Origin of the sequence: Vogesella oryzagri, assembly GCF_040148885.1 — a bacterium.
Lineage (GTDB): Bacteria > Pseudomonadota > Gammaproteobacteria > Burkholderiales > Chromobacteriaceae > Vogesella > Vogesella oryzagri.
The window spans coordinates 202,454-221,764 of record NZ_JBEFLD010000001.1 but is presented as its reverse complement, the minus strand read 5'-3'; the positions used below and the strand labels follow the sequence as shown (position 1 = coordinate 221,764).

Sequence of the window (19,311 nt, the reverse complement as noted above, 5' to 3'; positions counted from 1 at the left end):
CGCGCCGGCCCTCCCCCTGCCAAGCAGCAGCAGGTTGGCCGCAACGGCGTGGCGGCGGGCGGGGTTAACGCGGGGCGTAACGGGCGATCGGGTTCTGCAGCGTGCCGGCGAACTTGAGGTTCTTCGCCGGGTCGGCCAGGTCAATCATCTGCTGGTTGTTACCCAGCTGCAGCCGGTTCAGGCACGAGCGGGTGAATGCGGGCGCAAACAGGTCGTAGCGAGCAAACTTGGCCGCCAGCTGCGGCTGGCTGGCCTGGTAGTCCAGCACGCACTGCGCCACTTCGCGCCAGAAGTCCTGCTCCGGCAGCATGCCGTCCTGATCCAGAATGGCGCCGATGAAGCGGAAGATGCAGTCGAACACGTCGGTGAACAGCGACAGGATTTTCAGCGCCTCCGGCACCTCCACCGCCAGCCGCTGCACCCCGGCCGGCAGTACCGCGTCCGGGTTGAGGATGGCGCACTCCTCGGCGATGTCCTTCATGATGGCGCGCAGCGGCACATTGTTTTCCAGTTGCAGGATCAGGTTTTCGCCGTGCGGCATGAACACCAGATCGTGCGCGTAGAAGCAATGCAGCAGCGGCGTGAGGTAGGCCGTCAGGTAGCGCCGCAGCCAGCTCTTTGCGTCCAGCCCGGAGGAGCGGATCAGCGCCGGCAGCAGCGCGCGGCCATCGGCATCGACATGCAGCAGCGAGGCCATGGTCATCAGCCGCTGCCCCGGCTGCAGCAGCGGCAGCGGGCTTTCGCGCCACAGCGCCGACAGCATCTTCTTGTACGGCGTGTCCTTGGTAATGCCCTGCTCGTAGTAATGGTTGCGGAAGCCGATGGCCGCCACCTCGCGCAGGATGGTGAAGCCATTGGCCGCCAGCAGCGGGTCGCTGGCGATATGGTGCTTGATCCACTCGTTGATGGCCGGGGTGGCCAGCATGTAGTACGGCGACAGTCCACGCATGAAGCCCATGTTGAGGATGGACAGCGCGGTCTTCACGTAGCGCTTGGTGGGCTGGCTGAGGTTGAAGAAGGTGCGGATCGACTGCTGCGCCTGATAGGCATCGCTGCCGTAGCCCAGGCAGACGATGTTCTGCTGCGCGACATCGGCGGCGAAGGCGATGGCCAGCTTGTTGAACCACTGCCACGGGTGCGCCGGCATCAGCAGGTAGTCGTCGGCCTTCAGGCCACGCGCCGCCAGCTGCTGCGCGAATGCGGCCAACGTTTCCGCCCCCAGCTCCTCGTCCAGCAGCCGTTGGTAGGACAGATCGCTGATGCTGGAGAAGGTGGCCTTGTCCTTGTGCACCGCCAGCCAGATCAGCCGCAGCGGCGAGGCGGCCTCCGGCGCGTAGTTGCCGTAGTCGGCGGCGTCGAAACCGATGCGGCCGTTGTTGGCCACGAAGCACGGGTGGCCTTCCATCATCGAGGTTTCCACCGACTGGAAATCGGCGCGGGTCAGCTCGTCGGCACTGAGCGACGGCACGGTGTGCTTGTAGGCACTGCCGTACAGCGTGCTGCTGATTTCATCCAGGTACACCGGCATCATGTCGTCGCCGATGTTCAGCACCGCCTTGAACTCGATGATGAAGGCCAGCGCGTCCAGCGGCGCATCGCTGCCGGCGATCTGTTTGCCGATGGAGGCGGCGTCGATGTCCCAGTGTTCCAGCGCCAACAGCCGGGCGCGGAAGCGGTAGACGATGTCCTGCTGCGGCACCGGCAGCAAGTAATCGCCCCAGTCGCCTTGCTGCGCCTGCAGTTCGGGCTGCAGCAACAGCTCATGGGCGAATTCGGCGATGGCCTTACGCAGCAGCAGGCGGTTGACCTTGGCCCAGACCGCCGGTTGCAGGTGGGTGGCGGCGTGTTGCGGCTGCTCGAATACGGTGGTGTTCATGCAGGTTCCTTGCGTTGGCCGGCGCTTTGCCGCGCGGCCTGATGTTGTTCACGGGTGCAGAAGGCGAGATGGGCGCGCTTGTGCGGCAGATCGATCTCGTGCTGGTAGACGAAGCCGGCATGGCGGTTGATGGCGTGGATCTTGGCGTTGCGCACGTCCGGCTCCACCACCACGCGGTGGGTGGCCGAGTCGCGGAACAGGAAGTCCAGGATCACGCGCATCACCGCGCGGGTGAAACCGGGGATGCGCGTCTCGGCCGGCGCCACCAGGAAGTGCATGCCGATATCGCCGGCAGCCACCGGGTAATGCGCGGCCAGCGCGTCGTGCGCCGGCTGGTAGCACTCCAGCAGGAAGGCCGCTTCGCCGTGGTACAGCCCCAGGTAGCAGTCGGTGTGCACGCCCTGTTGCAGCGCGTGGTAGGCATCGCTCACCTCGGCCAGCGTGGCCTGCTGCATGCCCCAGTAGCGGGCATAGTCCTGCGTCACCCAGCGATGCAGCAGCGGCATGTCGTCGGGGACGGCCAGCGGGCGCAGGCTGAAATCGCCCACACCGGGCACCCGGGACTGGAACACGTTGGCCGCAGACGCGGCGCGACGTTCAGGGTTGGATAGCGTCATCAGAGGTTCCTCAGGCGGTGGCGAGCTTGCGCGGCGTCGCCGCCAGTAAGGGATAGGCCAGCGCGGTCAGCAGCAAGCCGCCGGCGGCCACCAGGAAAGGCGCGGCCAGGCCGTGACCGGCCACCAGCGTGCCGGCGGCGAACGACGAGAGCAGCACGCCCAGGTTCTGGCAGAAGTTGATCTTGCTGTAGTCGGCGGCGTAGCTCGCCGGCGTGCCGAGCTGGAACAGCTGCACATCCAGCTGCACGGTGAGCTGGAACAGCGCCCAGCCGAACAGGCAGCGGCCAAGCAGCAGCGGCAGCGTGTCCGGCAGTGCCTGCAGCAGCAGCCCGACCGTACCGAGCAGCAGCATCGCCGGCAGGCTGCCCAGCGGTGCCTGGCCGCTGCGCGCGCGGCGGCGGTTGTGCCACAGCCCCAGCAGTGCCATCGCGGCCGGCACGGCGAACACCACGGCGGCGAGCCGGCTATCGGCGATGCCGCTCACCGCCTGCCAATGCTGCGCGAAGAACGCGCGCACCAGGTAGGCGCTGAAGTAGAACAGCAGCATCAACCCTCCTAGCTGGTAGACGCGGCGCAGGCGTGCGGCATCGTCCGCTGTAGTGGCCGGCGCGGTCTGGGCCGCCGAAGCTGCCGCAACCCGCGGTTGCCGCCACAGCAGGTACAGGCAGATGGCGATCTGCAGCGCATCGCCGGCCGCCATCAGCAGGAACACCTGCCCGCCATCCATGCCCTGCAGCACCAGCCCGCCTAGCAGCGCACCGGCGATGCCGCCGAAGTGCACGATCACCGACAGCAGCCCGACCGTGGCGGTGTGCTCGCCCTCGTCCGACAGGCTCATCACGTAGGGGTAGACCAGCAGGTAGCTGCCCTTGAACGCGATCATGGCCAGCGACAGCAGCCAGAAGCCGGCCAGCGACGTGGTCCAGTAGCAGTACAGGCACAGCAGCCCGGCCGCCAGCTGGGTGAGCACCAAGAGCGGCAGCAGCGGCAGCAGCCGCGCCACCCGCGCCCACAGCGGCAGCGCGAACATCACCGTCAGGCACATCGCCGCCACGTAGGCGCCGACGTGCTGCGGGTCGTTCACACCGAAACGGGCGGTGAAGAACTGCGGATAGAACGGCAGCAGCATGGCGTCGCTGACCACCGCCAGCGCGGTGATCAACAGCAGGAACGGCTTCAGCTTCATGCGCTCAGCCGCTCCGCCACCCGTGGCGCCGCTTCCGGCACCGCGAACTGCTGGAAGGCGATCTGGCGCTCCACCGGGTAGTGCTCTACCCCGGTCATGGTGCGGATCAGCCACGAGTTGCGGTAGCACGCCATGCCCAGGTCCGGCGTCACCAGACCATGGCTGTGCAGCTCGGCGTTCTGCACGAAGATCTCGCTGCCGGCGTGGTCGACGCTGTAGTTGCGGCCAACGTCGAAACGGCCGCGGGCGTCGCGCTTGATGCGACTGGCGATGGGCTGCAGGAAGGCCGGCTCGCGGTAGCTGTAGCCGGTGGCCAGCACCAGTGCCTCGGTCGTGAGTTCGAAATGCGCATCCTGCTCCACCTGGTGCAGCGCCAGCCGGTACTGCCCGGCGTCTTCGTCGTAGCGGCACGCGGTCAGCGCGGTATTGGTCAGCAGCCGGGTGTCGACCTCGCCCTGCAGGCGCTTGTTGTAGAGCAGATCGTAGATGGCGTTGATCAGCGCAATGTTGATGCCCTTGTACAGCCCCTTCTGCTGCTGCATCAGCTTGTCGCGCTTGCTCAGCGGCAGGCGGTGGAAGTAGTCGATGTACTCCGGCGAGGTCATCTCCAGCGTCAGCTTGCTGTACTCCAGCGGGAAGAAGCGCGGCGAACGCGTCAGCCAGTTCAGCCGGTAGCCGAAGCGGTCGATGTCCTGCAGCAGATCGTAGTAGATCTCCGCCGCGCTCTGGCCGCTGCCGACCACGGTGATGCTGCGCTGCCGCTGCAGCTCGGCCTTGTCCGTCAGATAGCTGGCGGAATGACCGACGCGGTCGGCCACCGCGTGGCAGCACGCCGGCAGGTAGGGCACGGTGCCGGTCCCCAGCACCAGGTGGCGGCCCCGGTACTGCTCGCGCGCGCCGCTCTTGGTGTTGACGCCGTGTACCAGGTAGACACCGTCGACATACTCCACCTTCTCGACATAGCGCTGCCAGCGCAGGCTGGATAACTGGCTGGTCACCCACTGGCAGTACTGGTTGTACTCGTGGCGCATCATGAAGAAGTCTTCCTTGATGTAGAAGCCGTAGATGCGCCCGCTGGTCTTCAGATAGTTGAGGAAGCTGAAACGGCTGGTGGGATCGGCCAGTGTCACCAGATCGGCCAGGAACGGCGTCTGCAGCGTGGCGCTGTCCAGCAGCATGCCCGGGTGCCAGTTGAAACCGTCGGCCTTGTCGAGGAACACGCCGTCCAGATCGGCCAGCGGCGCGCTCAGGCACGCCAGCCCGAGGTTAAACGGGCCAATGCCGATGGCAACGAAGTCGTGAATCTTGCTGTTCATGCTGGCGTCCTCATGCAGAAAAGGCGGTTGCGGCCTGCGCGTCGCGCTGACCGGCCAGGTAGTGCTGCCCGTGGTGTTTGATCAGGCCGACGATGGCCAGCAGATCGTCGAGCGTGGTTTCCGGGTTCAGCAGGGTGAATTTCAGGTACTGGCGCCCGGCCACCTTGGTGCCGGCGATTACCGCCTGGCCGGAGCGAAAGATGGCCTTGCGGATGTAAACGTTGGCCGCATCGAGCACCGCGTCCGGCAACGCCTGCTGCGGCACAAAGCGGAACACCAGCGTGGACAGCTGCGGCGCGGCGGCGAACTGCAGTGCCGCGTCGCCGCGCAGCGTGGCGTAGGCCTGCCGGGTCAGCTCGATGACGTGGTCGAACATGGCGCCGATTTCGTCGGCCCCCATGCTGCGCAGCGTCAGCCACAACTTCAGCGCGTCGAAACGGCGCGTGGTCTGCAGGCTCTTGTTGACCAGATTGGGTGTGCCTTCCTGCGCTGCGCTCAGCGGGTTGAGGTAGTCGGCGTGGCAGGTGACATGAGCGAAGTGGCGGCGGTCGCGGGCGAAGAAGGCGCTGCAGCTCACCGGCTGGAAGAAGGATTTGTGATAGTCGACGGTGACCGAATCGGCCTGTTCGATGCCGGCCAGCCAATGGCGGTACTGCGGTGACACCAGCAGCGCGCCGCCGTAGGCGGCATCGACATGCAGCCAGATGCCGTGCTGGCGGCACAGCGCGGCGATGGCGGTGAGCGGATCGATGCTGCCGAAGTCGGTGGTGCCGGCGGTGGCCACCACCGCGATCGGCTGCAGGTTGTCGGCATGGCAGCGGGCAATTTCCTGCGCCAGCGCCGCGCTGTCCATGCGCTGCTGCGCGTCGCACGGCACGCTGATCACCGCGTCGTAGCCCAGGCCCAGCAAGGCGGCGGATTTCTGCACGCTGAAGTGGCTGGCGCTGGAGCACAGAATACGCAGGCGACCGAAGTCGGCCGGCAGGCCGTGCAGCTTGACGTTGCCGCCGGTCTGGCGTGCGCAGTGGCTGTCGCGCGCCAGCAAGAGCGCCATCAGGTTGGACTGGGTGCCGCCGCTGGTGAACACGCCGTCGGCTGCCGGGCCCAGGCCGATGCGGCCCAGCGTCCAGTCGATCAGCTTCTGCTCGATGAAGGTGCCGCCGGCGCTCTGGTCCCAGGTGTCCAGCGAGGAGTTGACCGCCGACAGGATCAGCTCCGCCATGATCGCCGGCAGCAACACCGGGCAGTTCAGGTGCGCCACGTAGCGTGGGTGGTGAAAGTAGACGGCATCGTCCAGATACAGGGTGGCCAGTTCGGCCAGCACCGCGGCGTGATCGCCGACGGCCTGATCCAGATCGATGCCGGCAAAAGCCGGGGCCAGCTCCTGCGGCAGCACGCCACTGAACGGCTGCGACACTGCGGCCAGGCGGTGGCTCACCAGTTGCAGACTCTGTTCGATGCCCTGGCGGAATGCCGCCAGGTTGTGCTGGTTGAAAAGGTGCCGCTTGCCCGGCACGTCCGCTCGCGACAGCACCGGGCTGTCGTTGCTAACGATTTGCTTGATGGACATGTTCAAGTCTCGCATGGCCTATCATCACGACAGGGTGGGTGGTCCATGCTTGCATCCGGCGCCACCGGCCGCAGCCGCAGCGCCGTGCTGACACAAGCCTGTTACACGCAGAGCCGTGGTATGGCACGGCCCATTTGCGTACAGGCGCCCTCGCCCGCGTCCGGAGTGGCCTGGGCCTGCTGGCAGCATCGGTTGCAGCGTTCCATCACTTCGCTCTCCTGTTTGGCATGATCCGCATCATATTGCCAATGATAATTATTATCAATATTATTCGCATCGTTGCCACACGGATCCACGCCTGCTGGCAGCACGCACCGGCAGCAGCGGCCGGCCCGGCCCTGCTTTCCCCACCGCATCGCAGCGCGATTCAACACACGGACATACACACATGCAGAACAGACAACAGGCCCGTCGCCGGCAGCCGGCCCACCCGCTAGGCAGCGCCCTGTGCATCGCCACCCTCGCCCTGGCGGTAAGCCAGGCCTTCGCCGCCGACGGCACCACGCTGGACACCGTGGTGGTAAGCGGCACGCAGGACGCCAGCGCCACGGCCCCCACCCGCGGCTACACGGTGAAATCGAGCAAGACTGCAACCAAGACCGACACCCCACTCACAGAGATTGCGCAGTCGGTGAGTGTGGTCACCCGGCAGCAGATCGAGGATCAGGGCGCACAGACGGTAGGCGAGGCACTGGGCTACAGCGCCGGCACCTTCAATGGCGGCCGTGGCGCATACGGCCAGTTCGATAACATCGTGCTGCGCGGTTTCAATGACGGCATGACCACCAACCAGTATCTGGACGGTTTGCGCCTGGTGTCGGACGGCTCCACGCTGGCGCAGATCCAGCTGGATCCGTACTTCATGGAGCGGGTGGAAGTGTTGAAAGGGCCAAGCTCGGTGGCGTACGGCACCACCGCCCCGGGTGGCCTGGTGTCCTCCAGCAGCAAGCAGCCGCTGGATAGCGCCTACCACGAGATCGAAGTGACGGTGGGCAACCACAACAAGCGGGCGGCCGCGTTCGACTATGCCGACAGCCTGAGCGACAACCTCAGCTACCGCGTGGTGGGCAAGGCCTACGCGTCGGATACGCAGCAGGATTACGGCCACGTCGAGCACTACACGCTGGCACCGTCGCTGCGCTGGAAGATAGACGGCGACAACCGGCTGCTGCTGCAGGCCTACCTGTCGCATGCCCCGGACAGCGGCACCAATGGCTCGCTGCCATACGAGGGCACCGTCATCGCCCGCAACGGCAAGACCCTGTCCAGCAGCTTTTACGATGGTGCGGCCAACGATGGCGTGATGCGCGAGCAGATGTTCTATGGCTACCAGTTCGAACACGATTTCAACGACAACTGGCAGTTCCGCCAGCATGCCCGTTACCAGGAAGTCGCCGTCGACGGCACCTACGCCTACCAGTACGGCTGGAGCGGCAACAGCAACCAGCTGATCCGCTACGCTACCGCCGAAGATGCCAACACCAAGACCCTGCTGCTCGATAACCAGCTGGCCGGCAAGTTCGGCACCGGGCCGCTCCGCCACACCTTGCTGGCCGGCATCGACTACCAGGACATGGACAGCAGCGACAACATCGGCTCTGCCGCACTCAGCAACCTGGATACCGACAACCCGAACTACAACGTCGCCTACGGCACCATCACCAAATATCATTACCAGCGCAGCAACCAGCAGCTGGGCAGCTATCTGCAGGATCAGCTGGCGTGGCAGGACTGGCGTGTCACCCTGGGGCTGCGCCACGACCACGCCGAGGTGTCGCCCTACAGCGAGAGCAACAACGGCAACAACAGCTGGCAAGGCAACAAGCTCAGCAAGCAACTGGGCATCAGCTATCTGCTGAACCAGGCCCTGGTGCCCTACTACAGCTATAGCGAAGGCTTCAAGGTCAGCGGCGCCGGCAACGCCGACCAGAACGGCAAGATCCTCAGCCCGTCCACCACCAAGCAGCACGAGCTGGGCATCAAATACCAGCCGGATGCCGACACCCTGCTGACCGCCGCCGTCTACCAGCTGGACCAGAGCAACGTGGCCTACTACGACGCCAGTGTTTTCTACTACAAACAGGTGGGTGATGTACGCTCCCGCGGCCTGGAGCTGGAAGCCAAAACCAAGCTCAACCGCAACCTGAGCGTCCTGGCCAGCTACACCCGCACCGACATGGAAATCGTCAACGGCCTGAGCAGTGCCACCACCGGCAACACCCCGGTAATGGCGCCGGAAAACATGGCCACGCTGTGGGCGGACTACAACTTCGGCAACGGCCTGGACCTGGGCGGCGGCGTGCGCTACGTCAGCAGCATGTGGGCAGACAACGAGAACACCGCCAAGCTACCGTCCTACACCCTGCTGGACCTGGCATTGCGCGTCGACCTGGCGCGTTTCAACGCCGGCCTGAAGGGCACCTCGCTGCGCCTGAACGTCAGCAACCTGCTGGACAAGGAGTACGTGGCCTCGTGCTATGACCTGAGCGGCTGCTACTACGGCGCCGGTCGTAGCGTCAGCGCCACCGTCAGCTACAAGTGGTAAACCGTTGCGGCCAACGTTGGCCGCCGCCGTAAACGCAACAGCCGGGCCAATGGCCCGGCTGTTTTATCGTGCGGAACGCACACTTACTACTGCGGAGCGTTGCACACCAGCGGCTGCGACAGCACCAGTTCCACCTCGCAGCGCAGCAACACGCCGAAACCGGGAATGGTCACCACCCCATCCGCCACGCCGATGGCAGCCAGATTGCGGCGCAGGCGATAGATCAGGTTGTAGTAGCTGGAATCGCCCACCGCCCGCCCGCGCCCGCCCCAGACCAGATCGACCAGCCGCTCTTTCTCCAGCCCTTCGCGCGGGATCGCCCGCAGCAGCCGGTATTCATTGGCGCTGACTTTTTGCTGCTGCCCGCTAAGCGGATTGATGATTTTGTACTGCGGCGACAACTGGATACGCGGTGACATGGACTGGCCTTTGCTGACCCCGGTGCCCCTGCAGACTGCGTAATGCAGCCGCTGCGGCAAACGGGTGCAGCCATCTTGCAGCAGCCAAAAATGTGTGGTCAATGCCTCAATAAATGATTTTGCTCTTTTGAATGATATGAACGATTTAATGCATGATATGCACACTTCTTGTCAAAGTCCGGCCATGGCAGTAGCATGGAGCGCTCCACTCCTTACCTCGCCTATCGCATGCCGGAACAAGAGTTCGTCACCACCCGCCAGGCCGCCGAAGTCATCGGCGTCAGCTACACCACCATCCAGCGCATGGTGGAGCAAGGCTTGCTGAAAGCCTGGAAGACCAACGGCGGCCACCGCCGCATCAGCCGCGCCTCGCTCAATGCCTATATCACCGGCAAAGCGGCACGCAAGATGCGGCCGCAGCTATTGGTCTATCACGTGGAAAAACAGGAAGCCAAACGCCAGCAACTGGCGCAGATGCTGGCCGGCTGGCAGCTGCCGCTGCAGGTGCGCGCCTTTGACGACGGTATCAGTGCGCTGGTGGCCATCGGCCAGGAGCGGCCGGATGTGCTGATCATCGACCTGCTGATGCCCGGCGTCAGCGCCTTTGATCTGCTGCAATTGCTGCAGCAGCCAAACCATCCGCTGGAAGGCATCGACATCGTGCTGACCAGCGACATGGACAACGCCATGGTGCAGCAGTGGGCCAGCCTGCCGGCCAATGTGGTGTTCTACGGCTACCCGCTGCCGCAGCAGCAGATGCAGGGCTATTTTCAGGCCAAGACGCAGGTACTGTAGCGCGCGCAGGGACCAAGGTTGGCCGCAGGCAGCCCACCGCGGCGTGCATTGCGAGGGCAGCAAAAACAAAACCCGCCAGCGGCGGGTTGGTGTATGGCTGTCACGGTGGCGCTCAGGCCGGCGTGCGCTTGGTGAGCTTGAGCTTGCCGGCCAGCCAGGTGTGATCATAGCTGACGATCTCGAACGGATTGCCGAACGGATCGACAAACGACAGCGAACAGAAAAAGCCGTGATCGCGCACGCTGTCGCGGGCAATGGTCTGCCCTTCGCTGTTCAGTACCCGCTCGCCGGCCAGCTGGTCGATCCATTCCAGGAAATCCTGGCCGCTCACCACGAAGGCGATGGCGCCGGAAAACGCGGCGGCGCCTTCTTCCTGACTGATGGCCAGCCGCACCGTGCCACTGGGATTGGCCATCATGATGACGCCGTGCGGGCCATCCTGCATATGGCGGTAGCGGGTATCCGCCGCCAGCCCAAGCACGCGGCTGTACCAGTCGGCGGCCTTGGCGGCGTCGCTGACCCGGATGTGGATGTGATCGATCTTGCCCAACGTAAGCATGCTTTCCCCTTGCTCGGGCGTCGCCGCGCGCCGCCCATATCTGATTCTAAACGGTTTTCCCGATAAAACCGCAACGACTATGTCCGTGGCAGCAACAACGGTGCCAGATAATGGCCGGTATGGCTGGCCGGATTGGCCGCCACCTGCTCCGGTGTGCCGCTGGCGATGATCTGGCCGCCACCGGCGCCGCCTTCCGGCCCCAGGTCGATCAGCCAGTCGGCGGTCTTGATCACGTCCAGGTTGTGCTCGATCACCACCACGGTGTTGCCGTTCTCGCGCAGGCGGTGCAGCACCTGCAGCAGCAGGTCGATGTCGTGGAAGTGCAGGCCGGTGGTCGGCTCGTCCAGGATGTATAGCGTGCGGCCGGTGTCACGCTTGGACAGCTCCAGCCCCAGCTTCACCCGCTGCGCCTCGCCGCCGGACAGCGTGGTGGCGCTCTGCCCCAGGCGGATATAGCCCAGACCGACGTCCATCAGCGTATTCAGTTTGCGCGCCACGGTGGGCACCGCGCTGAAGAACGCCTGCGCCTGCTCCACCGTCATTTCCAGCACTTCGGTAATGTTCTTGCCCTTGTACTGCACTTCCAGCGTCTCGCGGTTGTAACGCTTGCCGTGACACACGTCGCACGGCACGTACACGTCCGGCAGGAAGTGCATTTCCACCTTGATCACGCCATCGCCCTGGCAGGCCTCGCAACGGCCGCCCTTGACGTTAAAGCTGAAGCGCCCCGGGCCGTAGCCGCGTTCGCGCGACAGCGGCACGCCGGCAAACAGCTCGCGGATCGGCGTGAACAGGCCGGTATAGGTGGCCGGGTTGGAACGCGGCGTGCGGCCGATCGGGCTTTGATCGACGTTGATCACCTTGTCCAGCTGCTCCAGCCCCAGCACGCGGCGGTACGGCGACGGCTCCTCGCTGGCGCCGTTCAGGTCGCGGGCGGCGATCTTGTACAGCGTGTCGTTGATCAGCGTGGACTTGCCGGAGCCGGACACGCCGGTGATGCACACCAGCATGCCCAGCGGCAGCTGCAGTGTGACATCCTTCAGATTGTTGCCGCTGGCGCCTTCCAGCATCAGCAGCCGCTCGGCGTTCACCGCGCGGCGCTCGCTCGGCAGCGCAATGCTGCGGCGACCGGACAGGAAGTCGCCGGTGACGGAATCGGTGCAGGCCGCCACTTCGTCCGGCGAGCCGGCCACCAGCACGTTGCCGCCGTGTTCGCCGGCGCCCGGACCCATGTCCACCAGGTAGTCGGCGGCGCGGATGGCGTCCTCGTCGTGCTCCACCACGATCACGCTGTTGCCCAGGTCGCGCAGTCGCATCAGCGTGGCCAGCAGGCGATCGTTGTCGCGCTGGTGCAGGCCGATGGACGGCTCGTCCAGCACGTACATCACGCCGGTGAGGCCGGAACCGATCTGGCTGGCCAGACGAATGCGCTGCGCCTCGCCGCCGGACAGGGTGTCGGCGGAACGCGCCAGGCACAGGTAGTCCAGGCCGACGTTATTCAGGAACGACACCCGCTCGCTGATTTCCTTGACGATCTTCTCCGCCACTGCCTGCTTGTGACCGACGAACTGCAGCCCGGCAAAGAAGTTGGCCGCCTCTTTCAGCGCCATCTGGTTGATCTGGTGCAGCGTCTTGCGGCCGATGAAGATGTGGCGCGCCTCCAGCCGCAAGCGCGAGCCGCTGCAGGACGGGCAGCACTGGTTGTTCTGGTATTTGGCCAGCTCTTCGCGCACGGTGCTGGAGTCGGTCTCGCGGTAGCGGCGTTCCAGGTTGGGGATGATGCCCTCGAAGCTGTGCGCGCGCTGGAACTTGGTGCCGCGCTCCGACTGGTAGGTAAACTGGATTTCCTCGCGCCCGGAGCCGTGCAGCACCACGTGCTGCACCCGCTGCGGCAGGTCTTCGAACGCCAGCTCCAGCGAGAAATCGTAGTGCTCGGCCAGCGCCTGCAGCATCTGGTAGTAGAACTGGTTGCGACGGTCCCAGCCTTTGATGGCGCCGGCGGCCAGCGTCAGCTCCGGGTGCGCCACTACGCGCTTGGGGTCGAAGAAGGTGATCTCGCCCAGGCCGTCGCACTTGGGGCAGGCACCCATCGGGTTGTTGAAGGAGAACAGTCGCGGCTCCAGCTCCGGCAAGCTGTAGCTGCACACCGGGCAAGCGAACTTGGCGGAAAACCAGTGCTCCTGGTTGCTGTCCATCTCCACCGCGATGGCGCGGCCGTCGGCATGGCGCAGCGCGGTCTCGAAGCTTTCTGCCAGCCGCTGCTGCATGTCCTCGCGCACCTTGAGGCGGTCGATCACCACCTCGATGGTGTGCTTCTTGTTCTTGTCGAGCTTGGGCACCGCCTCCAGCTCGTACACCTCGCCGTCCACCCGCACGCGCACGAAACCCTGCGCGCGCAAGTCTTCGAACAGGTCGACGTTCTCGCCCTTGCGGCCAACGATCACCGGCGCCAGGATCATCACCCGCGTCTCGGCCGGCAGCGCCAGCACGTGGTCTACCATCTGGCTCACCGTCTGCGACGCCAGCGGCACGTCGTGCTCCGGGCAGTGCGGATCGCCGACGCGGGCAAACAGCAGGCGCAGGTAGTCGTGGATTTCGGTAACGGTGCCCACGGTGGAACGCGGGTTGTGGCTGGTGGCCTTCTGCTCGATGGAAATCGCCGGCGACAGGCCTTCAATCAGGTCCACATCCGGCTTTTCCATCAGTTGCAGGAACTGCCGCGCATAGGCGGACAGGCTTTCCACGTAGCGGCGCTGCCCTTCGGCGTACAGCGTATCGAAAGCCAGCGACGACTTGCCGGAGCCGGACAGCCCGGTGATTACCACCAGCTGATGCCGTGGCAGGTCGAGGTTGACGTTCTTGAGGTTGTGCGTACGCGCGCCGCGGATGCGGATGGAGTCCATGCCTGTCTCACCGTGATTCGGGGAACCTGCTACTATACCGGACTTGGCGTACCGCGCTCTACCCGCTTGGCGATGCAGGTATCGCGCCGTCGTTACCTGTTGAAACGTAAAGTAGAACCCGCCCGCGCTACACTGCGCCGGCAGCTTGTCCATCGCGTTGCTGCCCGCTTAGCCTGAACACATTCCGAATGACTGCACTCGAACTGCGCGCCAGCCTTGGGCTGGCCGGTATCTACGCCCTGCGCATGCTGGGCATGTTTCTCATCCTGCCGGTATTCGCCCTGTATGCCACCACGCTGCAAGGCGCCGACAACCACGCCTTGATCGGCCTGGCGCTGGGCAGTTACGGCCTGGTGCAGGCGCTGCTGCAACTGCCGCTAGGCATGCTGTCCGACAAGGTTGGCCGCAAGAAGGTGATCTACTTCGGCCTGCTGCTGTTCGCCGCCGGCAGCTTTGTCGCTGCCAACGCCCATGACATCACCTGGCTGATCATCGGCCGGGTGATCCAGGGCTCCGGCGCCATCTCCGCCGCCATCACCGCACTACTGGCCGACCTGACCCGCGAAGAAAACCGCACCCGCGCCATGGCGATGATCGGCATGAGCATCGGTACCACCTTTGCCGTCAGCCTGGTGCTGGGGCCGCTGCTGGCCAAGCATATCGGCGTGGACGGTATCTTCACCCTCACCGGCGTGCTGTCGCTGCTGGCCTTGCTGGGCGTGTGGCGGGTGATTCCGGACCCGGTGGTGTCGCGCTTCCATTCCGATGCCGAGGCCAACACCAAGCGCCTGCCGGCGGTGCTGAAACACCCGGAACTGTTGCGGCTGAACTACGGCATCTTTGCGCTGCACGCGGCGCAGATGGCAATGTTCGTCACCATCCCGTTTGCGCTGACCAGCACCGGTCACCTGGACAAGGCCGACCACTGGCAGGTGTATCTGCCGGTGGTGGTGGCCGGCTTCTTCCTGATGGTGCCGGCCATCATCTACGGCGAGAAAAAGGCCAAACTCAAGCAAGTGTTCGTCGCCGCCGTGGCGCTGATGACCGCCGCGCAGCTGGGCATGGCGCTGGCGCTGTCCAGCTTCTGGATGATCGTCATCTGGCTGACGCTGTACTTCATCGCCTTCAATATCCTGGAAGCCACCCTGCCGTCGCTGATCTCCAAGATCGCACCGGCCGACGCCAAGGGCACCGCCATCGGCGTGTATAATACCGCCCAGTCTGTCGGCCTGTTCCTTGGCGCCGCGCTCGGCGGCTGGCTGTATGGCCGCTTCGGCGCCGCCGGCGTATTCGGCTTTACCAGCGTGCTGATGGCCAGCTGGCTGCTGCTGGCCATCACCATGACGCCGCCCAAGGCGGTGAAAACCCAGATGTTCCACCTGGACGACAACTGGCGCGGCGACAGCAGCGCCCTGTCCAGCCGCCTGCTGGCACTGAATGGCATCAGCGAAGTGGTGATCATGCCGGACGAAGGCGTGGCCTATCTCAAGGTAGCGCAGCAAGGCTGGGATGAGGCCGGCGTACGCCGCCTGCTGCCCATCGCCAAGCCATAGTCATGAACAGGCCTTACCGCTACACTGCGCAGGCGTGCCGGAAAACGGCGCCCTGTTCGATTGAATTTTCCGGAGAACTCCATGAACAGCATTAGTTTTGATGGCCGCCTGGCCGCCGACGCCGAGCTGCGTTACACCCCCAGCGGCGAGCCGGTGCTGAGCTTCCGCGTTGCCAGCGACATCGGCTTTGGCGAGCGCAAGACCACCAACTGGTTCAGCTGCCAGGTATGGGGCAAACGCGGCGAATCGCTGAAGAATTACCTGGCCAAGGGCCAGCAAGTTACCGTCTACGGCCAACTTACCCTGCGCGAATGGACCGACAAGGAAGGCGTCAAGCGCACCTCGCCGGACGTGCGCGTGAACGAGCTGTCGCTGCAAGGCGGCCGCCGCGACGACATGCCGCCGATGGACGACGGCTACAGCGCCCCGGCACCGCGCGCGGAAGCTCCATCCGCCCCGCCGGCCGCACCGCGCCGCATGGATCCGAAACCGGCTCCGCGCATGGACGACATGGACGACGACATTCCGTTCTAAAACAGAACAATTCATGCCCTTAGCGTCAACGGAGCCATTCACCATGGCTCCGTTTTTTGTTGGTACTTTCCGCCGCCAAGTGCCGCTTGTGATCCACATGCGGCAAAGTGCGCTGCCAAATGGCAAAATCGCCCGCCAGATAGACCGGCGAGCGATTTGCGGTGTAGCCGAGCAGCTTACAGTGCTACCAGCTGCCCGTTCTTGAAGGTGTAAACGCTGATCGGCGAGTTTTTCAAGTCATGCTTGTCGTCAAACTCGTACATACCGGCTACCCCCTGGTACTTGATGGTGGCCAGCACCGGCTTGTACTTCTTGGGATCAATGGAATTGGCTTTCTGCATGGACTTAGCCAGCAGGATCAGGCCATCGTACATGGATGCCGCGTAGGTCAGCGGTTCGGAATTGAAGCGTTTTCTGTAGGCGGCCTTGAAGCTCTTGCCGGCGCTGCTCTGCTCCAGTACCGGGCCACCCTGCGGGCAGAACACCTTGTCGTCTACCGTCTTGCCACCCAGCTTGAACATTTCCTCGTTGCAAATGCCGTCGCCGCCAAGCAGGTAGGCGTTGATGCCCAGCTGGGACATTTGCTTGCGCAGCGGGCCGCCCTGCGCGTGATAGCCAGCATAAAACACACCATCCACTTTCATACCCTTGATCCTGGTGAGAATCGCGGTGAAGTCGGTAGCCTTGTCATTGGTGTATTCACGGGTGGCAATCTGCACCCCGCTGCCTTTCGCCGCACGTTCAAACTCATCCGCCAGGCCCTGGCCATAAGCCGTACGGTCGTCAATCACCGCGAATTTCTTCGCCTTGATGTTCTTGGCCGCAAACATCGCCATGCGAGTGCCGGACTGGCTGTCGGTGCTGCCGATGCGGAACACATACTGATAGCCGCCTTGGGTCACCTTGGGGTTGGAGGCAACGGTAGCCATAACGATTTCTGCATCGTTCAGCAGTTTGGAAATAGGAATGGCAACACCGGAGTTATACGGGCCGAGTACAGCGTTGACGCCGGCATCGACAAAGCGCTGTGCCACCAGCATGCCGGTGCGCGGATCCGCCGAATCATCTTCCGATACCAGTTCGAAACGGGTTTTTTTACCACCAATCACCAGGCCTTGTGCATTGATGTAGTCCAGCGCCATCCTGGCCCCGTTTTCATCATCCTTGCCAGTGGCAGCCTGCGGCCCGGTGAGTGGTCCGGTCAGACCAATTTTCACAACCTGATCGCCGGCAAGCGCAACACTGGGAACCATGCAGCCAAAGGCAAATGCGATACAGCTGACCAGCAGCTTCTTGGAAGTTTGCATTTCTATTCTCCGGATTGGTTTTTGGTAGTAGTTTTTATATGCGCAGGCTGTTCATTACTTGCGATTTTGCAAGATGACACACGGGGAATTAACGCTTGCGCGGCAAGAGACCGCCACAAAATGTAAATACAATTCCTGTGGCAGACATTATTGCTTCGCTGAATATTGAATAATCAGTGCCACTATCCTTTGCCAAACGCGACAGACCTGGGGATGAACGCGACATTACCGTTATCTTATTGGCATATTCCAAAATTGATGGCACACCGCAAAAAGCAACACTGGAAAACGCCACCAGGCACAAATGCACACCATTTCACCGCCATGTGCGCTAACACAGCTGCAAACCGCCACTATTGGTCTGTTTCGGGTTCGGTGAACAGTAAGAGAAGGTAAAGGCTGCTTTACAGGACAAAACAGCCGATGTCTGGGCACAAGCGAATTGCCGCATGGGCAAAACAGCTACTGCCCAAGGGGAGCAGGCAGATCGTCGGACACAGCCGCTTTTATGAGAGGCTAACAGGCAACATCTGGATACCTCGCGCGCGCGACGTACCTCAATCTGACTGGGTAGTGCCTGGTATCTGAACTTGTGAGTATTCCGTGAACTCCCGTCAAAACTCGCCCCCAATCTTGCGTGCAAGGATAGTCGATTTTTTCTCCCTGCAACCCCATCGAGCATGCTGATTTCTTCGAGCAAAACTGTTCACTCGTTCAGAGGTTTTTTCTTAATGATTAATCACCAATCACAATAGAAAAGACTAAAAGCAAAAGAAACTTGTCGACTGAAAAGGTGTCAATAGAAAATGGCGCCCTCTTGACATCACCGCACACATTGACATCCAGCATTCAAATGTAATTTCCATAAGAATATTCTTCATGTCTCTGGCTAAGTTTCTTTTCCGCCAGACATGCCATTACCATCATCTGGGGTTATTTTGTTCGGCACGTTCGTGCCTTTTTGTGGAGCAATCTCACTGCCCTGCTCTCCAGAGCAGTCTGACCAATTAATCTAGCATTAGATTAATGATAACCATCGCTGCGATGGCCGTTCACCCTATTGGAGGATTGAAAATGCGCTATCTCATTCTTGCGTTGTCTTTGCTGCTTTACCCAGCAGCCTCAACTTATGCTCAGGTCACTATCGGTATTGGCGTGGCACTTCCGAGCATCAATATCGGTATCAACCTACCCATGTACCCATATCTGGTCAGGGTACCTGGCTATCCTGTCTATTACGCACCTCAGCTGGAGGTGAACTTCTTCTTTTACGATGGCCTGTATTGGGTATATGAGGACGACCGCTGGTATGCGGGCAGTTGGTATAACGGGCCTTGGGTAGAAGTGGTACCCGAATATGTTCCGCTCTTTGTATTACGGATTCCTGTACGTTATTACCGCAGACCACCGGCGTATTTCAGCAATTGGCGTCTAGATCGACCACCTCGTTGGGGGGACTATTGGGGGCCCAACTGGGAAAGACACCATAGCGGATGGGACCGCTGGAGTCGCCCTTCCATCCCACCACCTGCTCCGTTACCCAACTACCAGCGTGATTACTCGGGTAGCCGCTATCCGGGTTCTGTAGAGCAGCAAGATACGATTAGATCTCGAAGTTACCGTTATCAGCCACATGAGCCGGCAATACACCAGCATTTCCAGCCGAGAAATCAGCAGCAGGAGCGCCCTCAATGGCAACGGCAACAAGAGCCGCCATGGCAACAGCAGCAAGCGCCACAGCAGTCACAACAACAGCAAGGGCCGCAGTGGCAACAACAGCAACAGCCCCGGTGGCAACAACAACAGCCGCAGCAGAATAATCATCATGGCAGATCGCGTGCCGAACAACGTCAGCCGGCACCCGATACGCAGTACTCTCCGATGCCACATCAGCAAAAAAAGCAACCCACGAAACGCTCGCCTAATATCTGGCTCCCCGAAACAGAGCAGTAAGGCAGGAGGGCTGAAGAGCAAATGGGCTGACACAGATATGTGGACAGATACGATATAGCTGCTTGATCTGTGCCAGCCAGGAAGGACATTGAGATAAGGCGGCGTGAATCGCCCCAGCTTCTCTAGACACTCTTGAGCGGCAGGAAAACCAGCGCATTCGGCCTGTAGATATGAAAGA

General features: G+C 62.7%; 14 protein-coding genes. 5 read left to right on the top strand and 9 right to left on the bottom strand.

Annotated elements, in window-relative coordinates; translation table 11 throughout:
- Positions 1–64 precede the first annotated feature (64 nt).
- The 5 genes from ABNW52_RS01110 to ABNW52_RS01090 are packed head-to-tail and all read right to left on the bottom strand — an operon-like array spanning position 65 to position 6,565.
- Positions 65–1,876, bottom strand: a complete 1,812-nt coding sequence (locus ABNW52_RS01110; protein ID WP_349582841.1) for an IucA/IucC family protein — start codon at positions 1,874–1,876, stop codon at positions 65–67.
- Positions 1,873–2,493, bottom strand: a complete 621-nt coding sequence (locus tag ABNW52_RS01105; RefSeq protein ID WP_349582838.1) for a GNAT family N-acetyltransferase — start codon at positions 2,491–2,493, stop codon at positions 1,873–1,875. Before ABNW52_RS01105 ends, ABNW52_RS01110 begins: the two co-directional genes overlap by 4 nt.
- 10 nt (positions 2,494–2,503) lie before the next feature.
- Entirely contained in the window at positions 2,504–3,679 is a 1,176-nt protein-coding gene (locus ABNW52_RS01100) for an MFS transporter (protein ID WP_349582835.1), read from the bottom strand.
- Positions 3,676–4,995: a lysine N(6)-hydroxylase/L-ornithine N(5)-oxygenase family protein gene (locus tag ABNW52_RS01095; RefSeq protein WP_349582832.1), complete on the bottom strand. Its 1,320-nt coding sequence runs from the start codon at positions 4,993–4,995 to the stop codon at positions 3,676–3,678. The genes ABNW52_RS01100 and ABNW52_RS01095 overlap by 4 nt, the downstream gene beginning before the upstream one ends.
- A gap of 10 nt (positions 4,996–5,005) precedes the next feature.
- Entirely contained in the window at positions 5,006–6,565 is a 1,560-nt protein-coding gene (locus tag ABNW52_RS01090; RefSeq protein ID WP_349582829.1) for a pyridoxal phosphate-dependent decarboxylase family protein, read from the bottom strand.
- Between the two features lie 388 nt (positions 6,566–6,953).
- Here ABNW52_RS01090 and ABNW52_RS01085 point away from each other — a divergent pair, with 388 nt between their 5' ends.
- A complete protein-coding gene (locus ABNW52_RS01085) occupies positions 6,954–9,110 on the top strand; it encodes a TonB-dependent siderophore receptor (protein WP_349582826.1) in 2,157 nt (718 codons plus the stop codon).
- An 86-nt stretch (positions 9,111–9,196) separates the two neighbouring features.
- Here ABNW52_RS01085 and ABNW52_RS01080 read toward each other — a convergent pair whose 3' ends face one another.
- The gene (locus ABNW52_RS01080; protein ID WP_349582823.1) at positions 9,197–9,529 is read right to left on the bottom strand and encodes a winged helix-turn-helix domain-containing protein; all 333 of its coding nucleotides are present in this window, start codon (positions 9,527–9,529) and stop codon (positions 9,197–9,199) included.
- 195 nt (positions 9,530–9,724) lie between these two features.
- On the opposite strand from ABNW52_RS01080, the gene ABNW52_RS01075 reads away from it, so the two are divergent.
- Positions 9,725–10,324, top strand: a complete 600-nt coding sequence (locus tag ABNW52_RS01075) for an excisionase family DNA-binding protein (RefSeq protein WP_349582820.1) — start codon at positions 9,725–9,727, stop codon at positions 10,322–10,324.
- 112 nt (positions 10,325–10,436) lie between these two features.
- Here the strand turns inward: ABNW52_RS01075 and ABNW52_RS01070 are convergent, their stop codons facing one another.
- Complete coding sequence (locus ABNW52_RS01070) at positions 10,437–10,883, bottom strand: VOC family protein (protein ID WP_349582817.1); 447 nt, start codon at positions 10,881–10,883, stop codon at positions 10,437–10,439.
- A 77-nt stretch (positions 10,884–10,960) separates the two neighbouring features.
- Positions 10,961–13,786, bottom strand: coding sequence for an excinuclease ABC subunit UvrA (uvrA, locus tag ABNW52_RS01065; protein WP_349582814.1), 2,826 nt, complete (start codon positions 13,784–13,786; stop codon positions 10,961–10,963).
- 188 nt (positions 13,787–13,974) lie between these two features.
- Here uvrA and ABNW52_RS01060 point away from each other — a divergent pair, with 188 nt between their 5' ends.
- Positions 13,975–15,339: an MFS transporter gene (locus ABNW52_RS01060; protein ID WP_349582811.1), complete on the top strand. Its 1,365-nt coding sequence runs from the start codon at positions 13,975–13,977 to the stop codon at positions 15,337–15,339.
- A gap of 81 nt (positions 15,340–15,420) precedes the next feature.
- Entirely contained in the window at positions 15,421–15,873 is a 453-nt protein-coding gene (locus ABNW52_RS01055; protein WP_349582808.1) for a single-stranded DNA-binding protein, read from the top strand.
- A gap of 176 nt (positions 15,874–16,049) precedes the next feature.
- On the opposite strand, the gene ABNW52_RS01050 is transcribed toward ABNW52_RS01055, so the two are convergent.
- Positions 16,050–17,180 carry a branched-chain amino acid ABC transporter substrate-binding protein gene (locus ABNW52_RS01050; RefSeq protein ID WP_349582805.1) on the bottom strand — a complete coding sequence of 377 codons (1,131 nt, stop codon included), beginning with the start codon at positions 17,178–17,180 and terminating at the stop codon, positions 16,050–16,052.
- A 1,026-nt stretch (positions 17,181–18,206) separates the two neighbouring features.
- Between ABNW52_RS01050 and ABNW52_RS01045 the strand changes: the two genes are divergently transcribed.
- Positions 18,207–19,133 (top strand): hypothetical protein, encoded by a 927-nt coding sequence (locus tag ABNW52_RS01045; RefSeq protein WP_349582803.1) that lies wholly within the window; start codon positions 18,207–18,209, stop codon positions 19,131–19,133.
- Positions 19,134–19,311: the final 178 nt, after the last annotated feature.

Bases quoted from the DNA above. Each gene is read 5' to 3' on its own strand.
- ABNW52_RS01110 (WP_349582841.1), bottom strand. From the start codon at position 1,876: ATGAACACCACCGTATTCGAGCAGCCGCAACACGCCGCCACCCACCTG.
- ABNW52_RS01105 (WP_349582838.1), bottom strand. From the start codon at position 2,493: ATGACGCTATCCAACCCTGAACGTCGCGCCGCGTCTGCGGCCAACGTG.
- ABNW52_RS01100 (WP_349582835.1), bottom strand. From the start codon at position 3,679: ATGAAGCTGAAGCCGTTCCTGCTGTTGATCACCGCGCTGGCGGTGGTC.
- ABNW52_RS01095 (WP_349582832.1), bottom strand. From the start codon at position 4,995: ATGAACAGCAAGATTCACGACTTCGTTGCCATCGGCATTGGCCCGTTT.
- ABNW52_RS01090 (WP_349582829.1), bottom strand. From the start codon at position 6,565: ATGTCCATCAAGCAAATCGTTAGCAACGACAGCCCGGTGCTGTCGCGA.
- ABNW52_RS01085 (WP_349582826.1), top strand. From the start codon at position 6,954: ATGCAGAACAGACAACAGGCCCGTCGCCGGCAGCCGGCCCACCCGCTA.
- ABNW52_RS01080 (WP_349582823.1), bottom strand. From the start codon at position 9,529: ATGTCACCGCGTATCCAGTTGTCGCCGCAGTACAAAATCATCAATCCG.
- ABNW52_RS01075 (WP_349582820.1), top strand. From the start codon at position 9,725: ATGGAGCGCTCCACTCCTTACCTCGCCTATCGCATGCCGGAACAAGAG.
- ABNW52_RS01070 (WP_349582817.1), bottom strand. From the start codon at position 10,883: ATGCTTACGTTGGGCAAGATCGATCACATCCACATCCGGGTCAGCGAC.
- uvrA (WP_349582814.1), bottom strand. From the start codon at position 13,786: ATGGACTCCATCCGCATCCGCGGCGCGCGTACGCACAACCTCAAGAAC.
- ABNW52_RS01060 (WP_349582811.1), top strand. From the start codon at position 13,975: ATGACTGCACTCGAACTGCGCGCCAGCCTTGGGCTGGCCGGTATCTAC.
- ABNW52_RS01055 (WP_349582808.1), top strand. From the start codon at position 15,421: ATGAACAGCATTAGTTTTGATGGCCGCCTGGCCGCCGACGCCGAGCTG.
- ABNW52_RS01050 (WP_349582805.1), bottom strand. From the start codon at position 17,180: ATGCAAACTTCCAAGAAGCTGCTGGTCAGCTGTATCGCATTTGCCTTT.
- ABNW52_RS01045 (WP_349582803.1), top strand. From the start codon at position 18,207: ATGATAACCATCGCTGCGATGGCCGTTCACCCTATTGGAGGATTGAAA.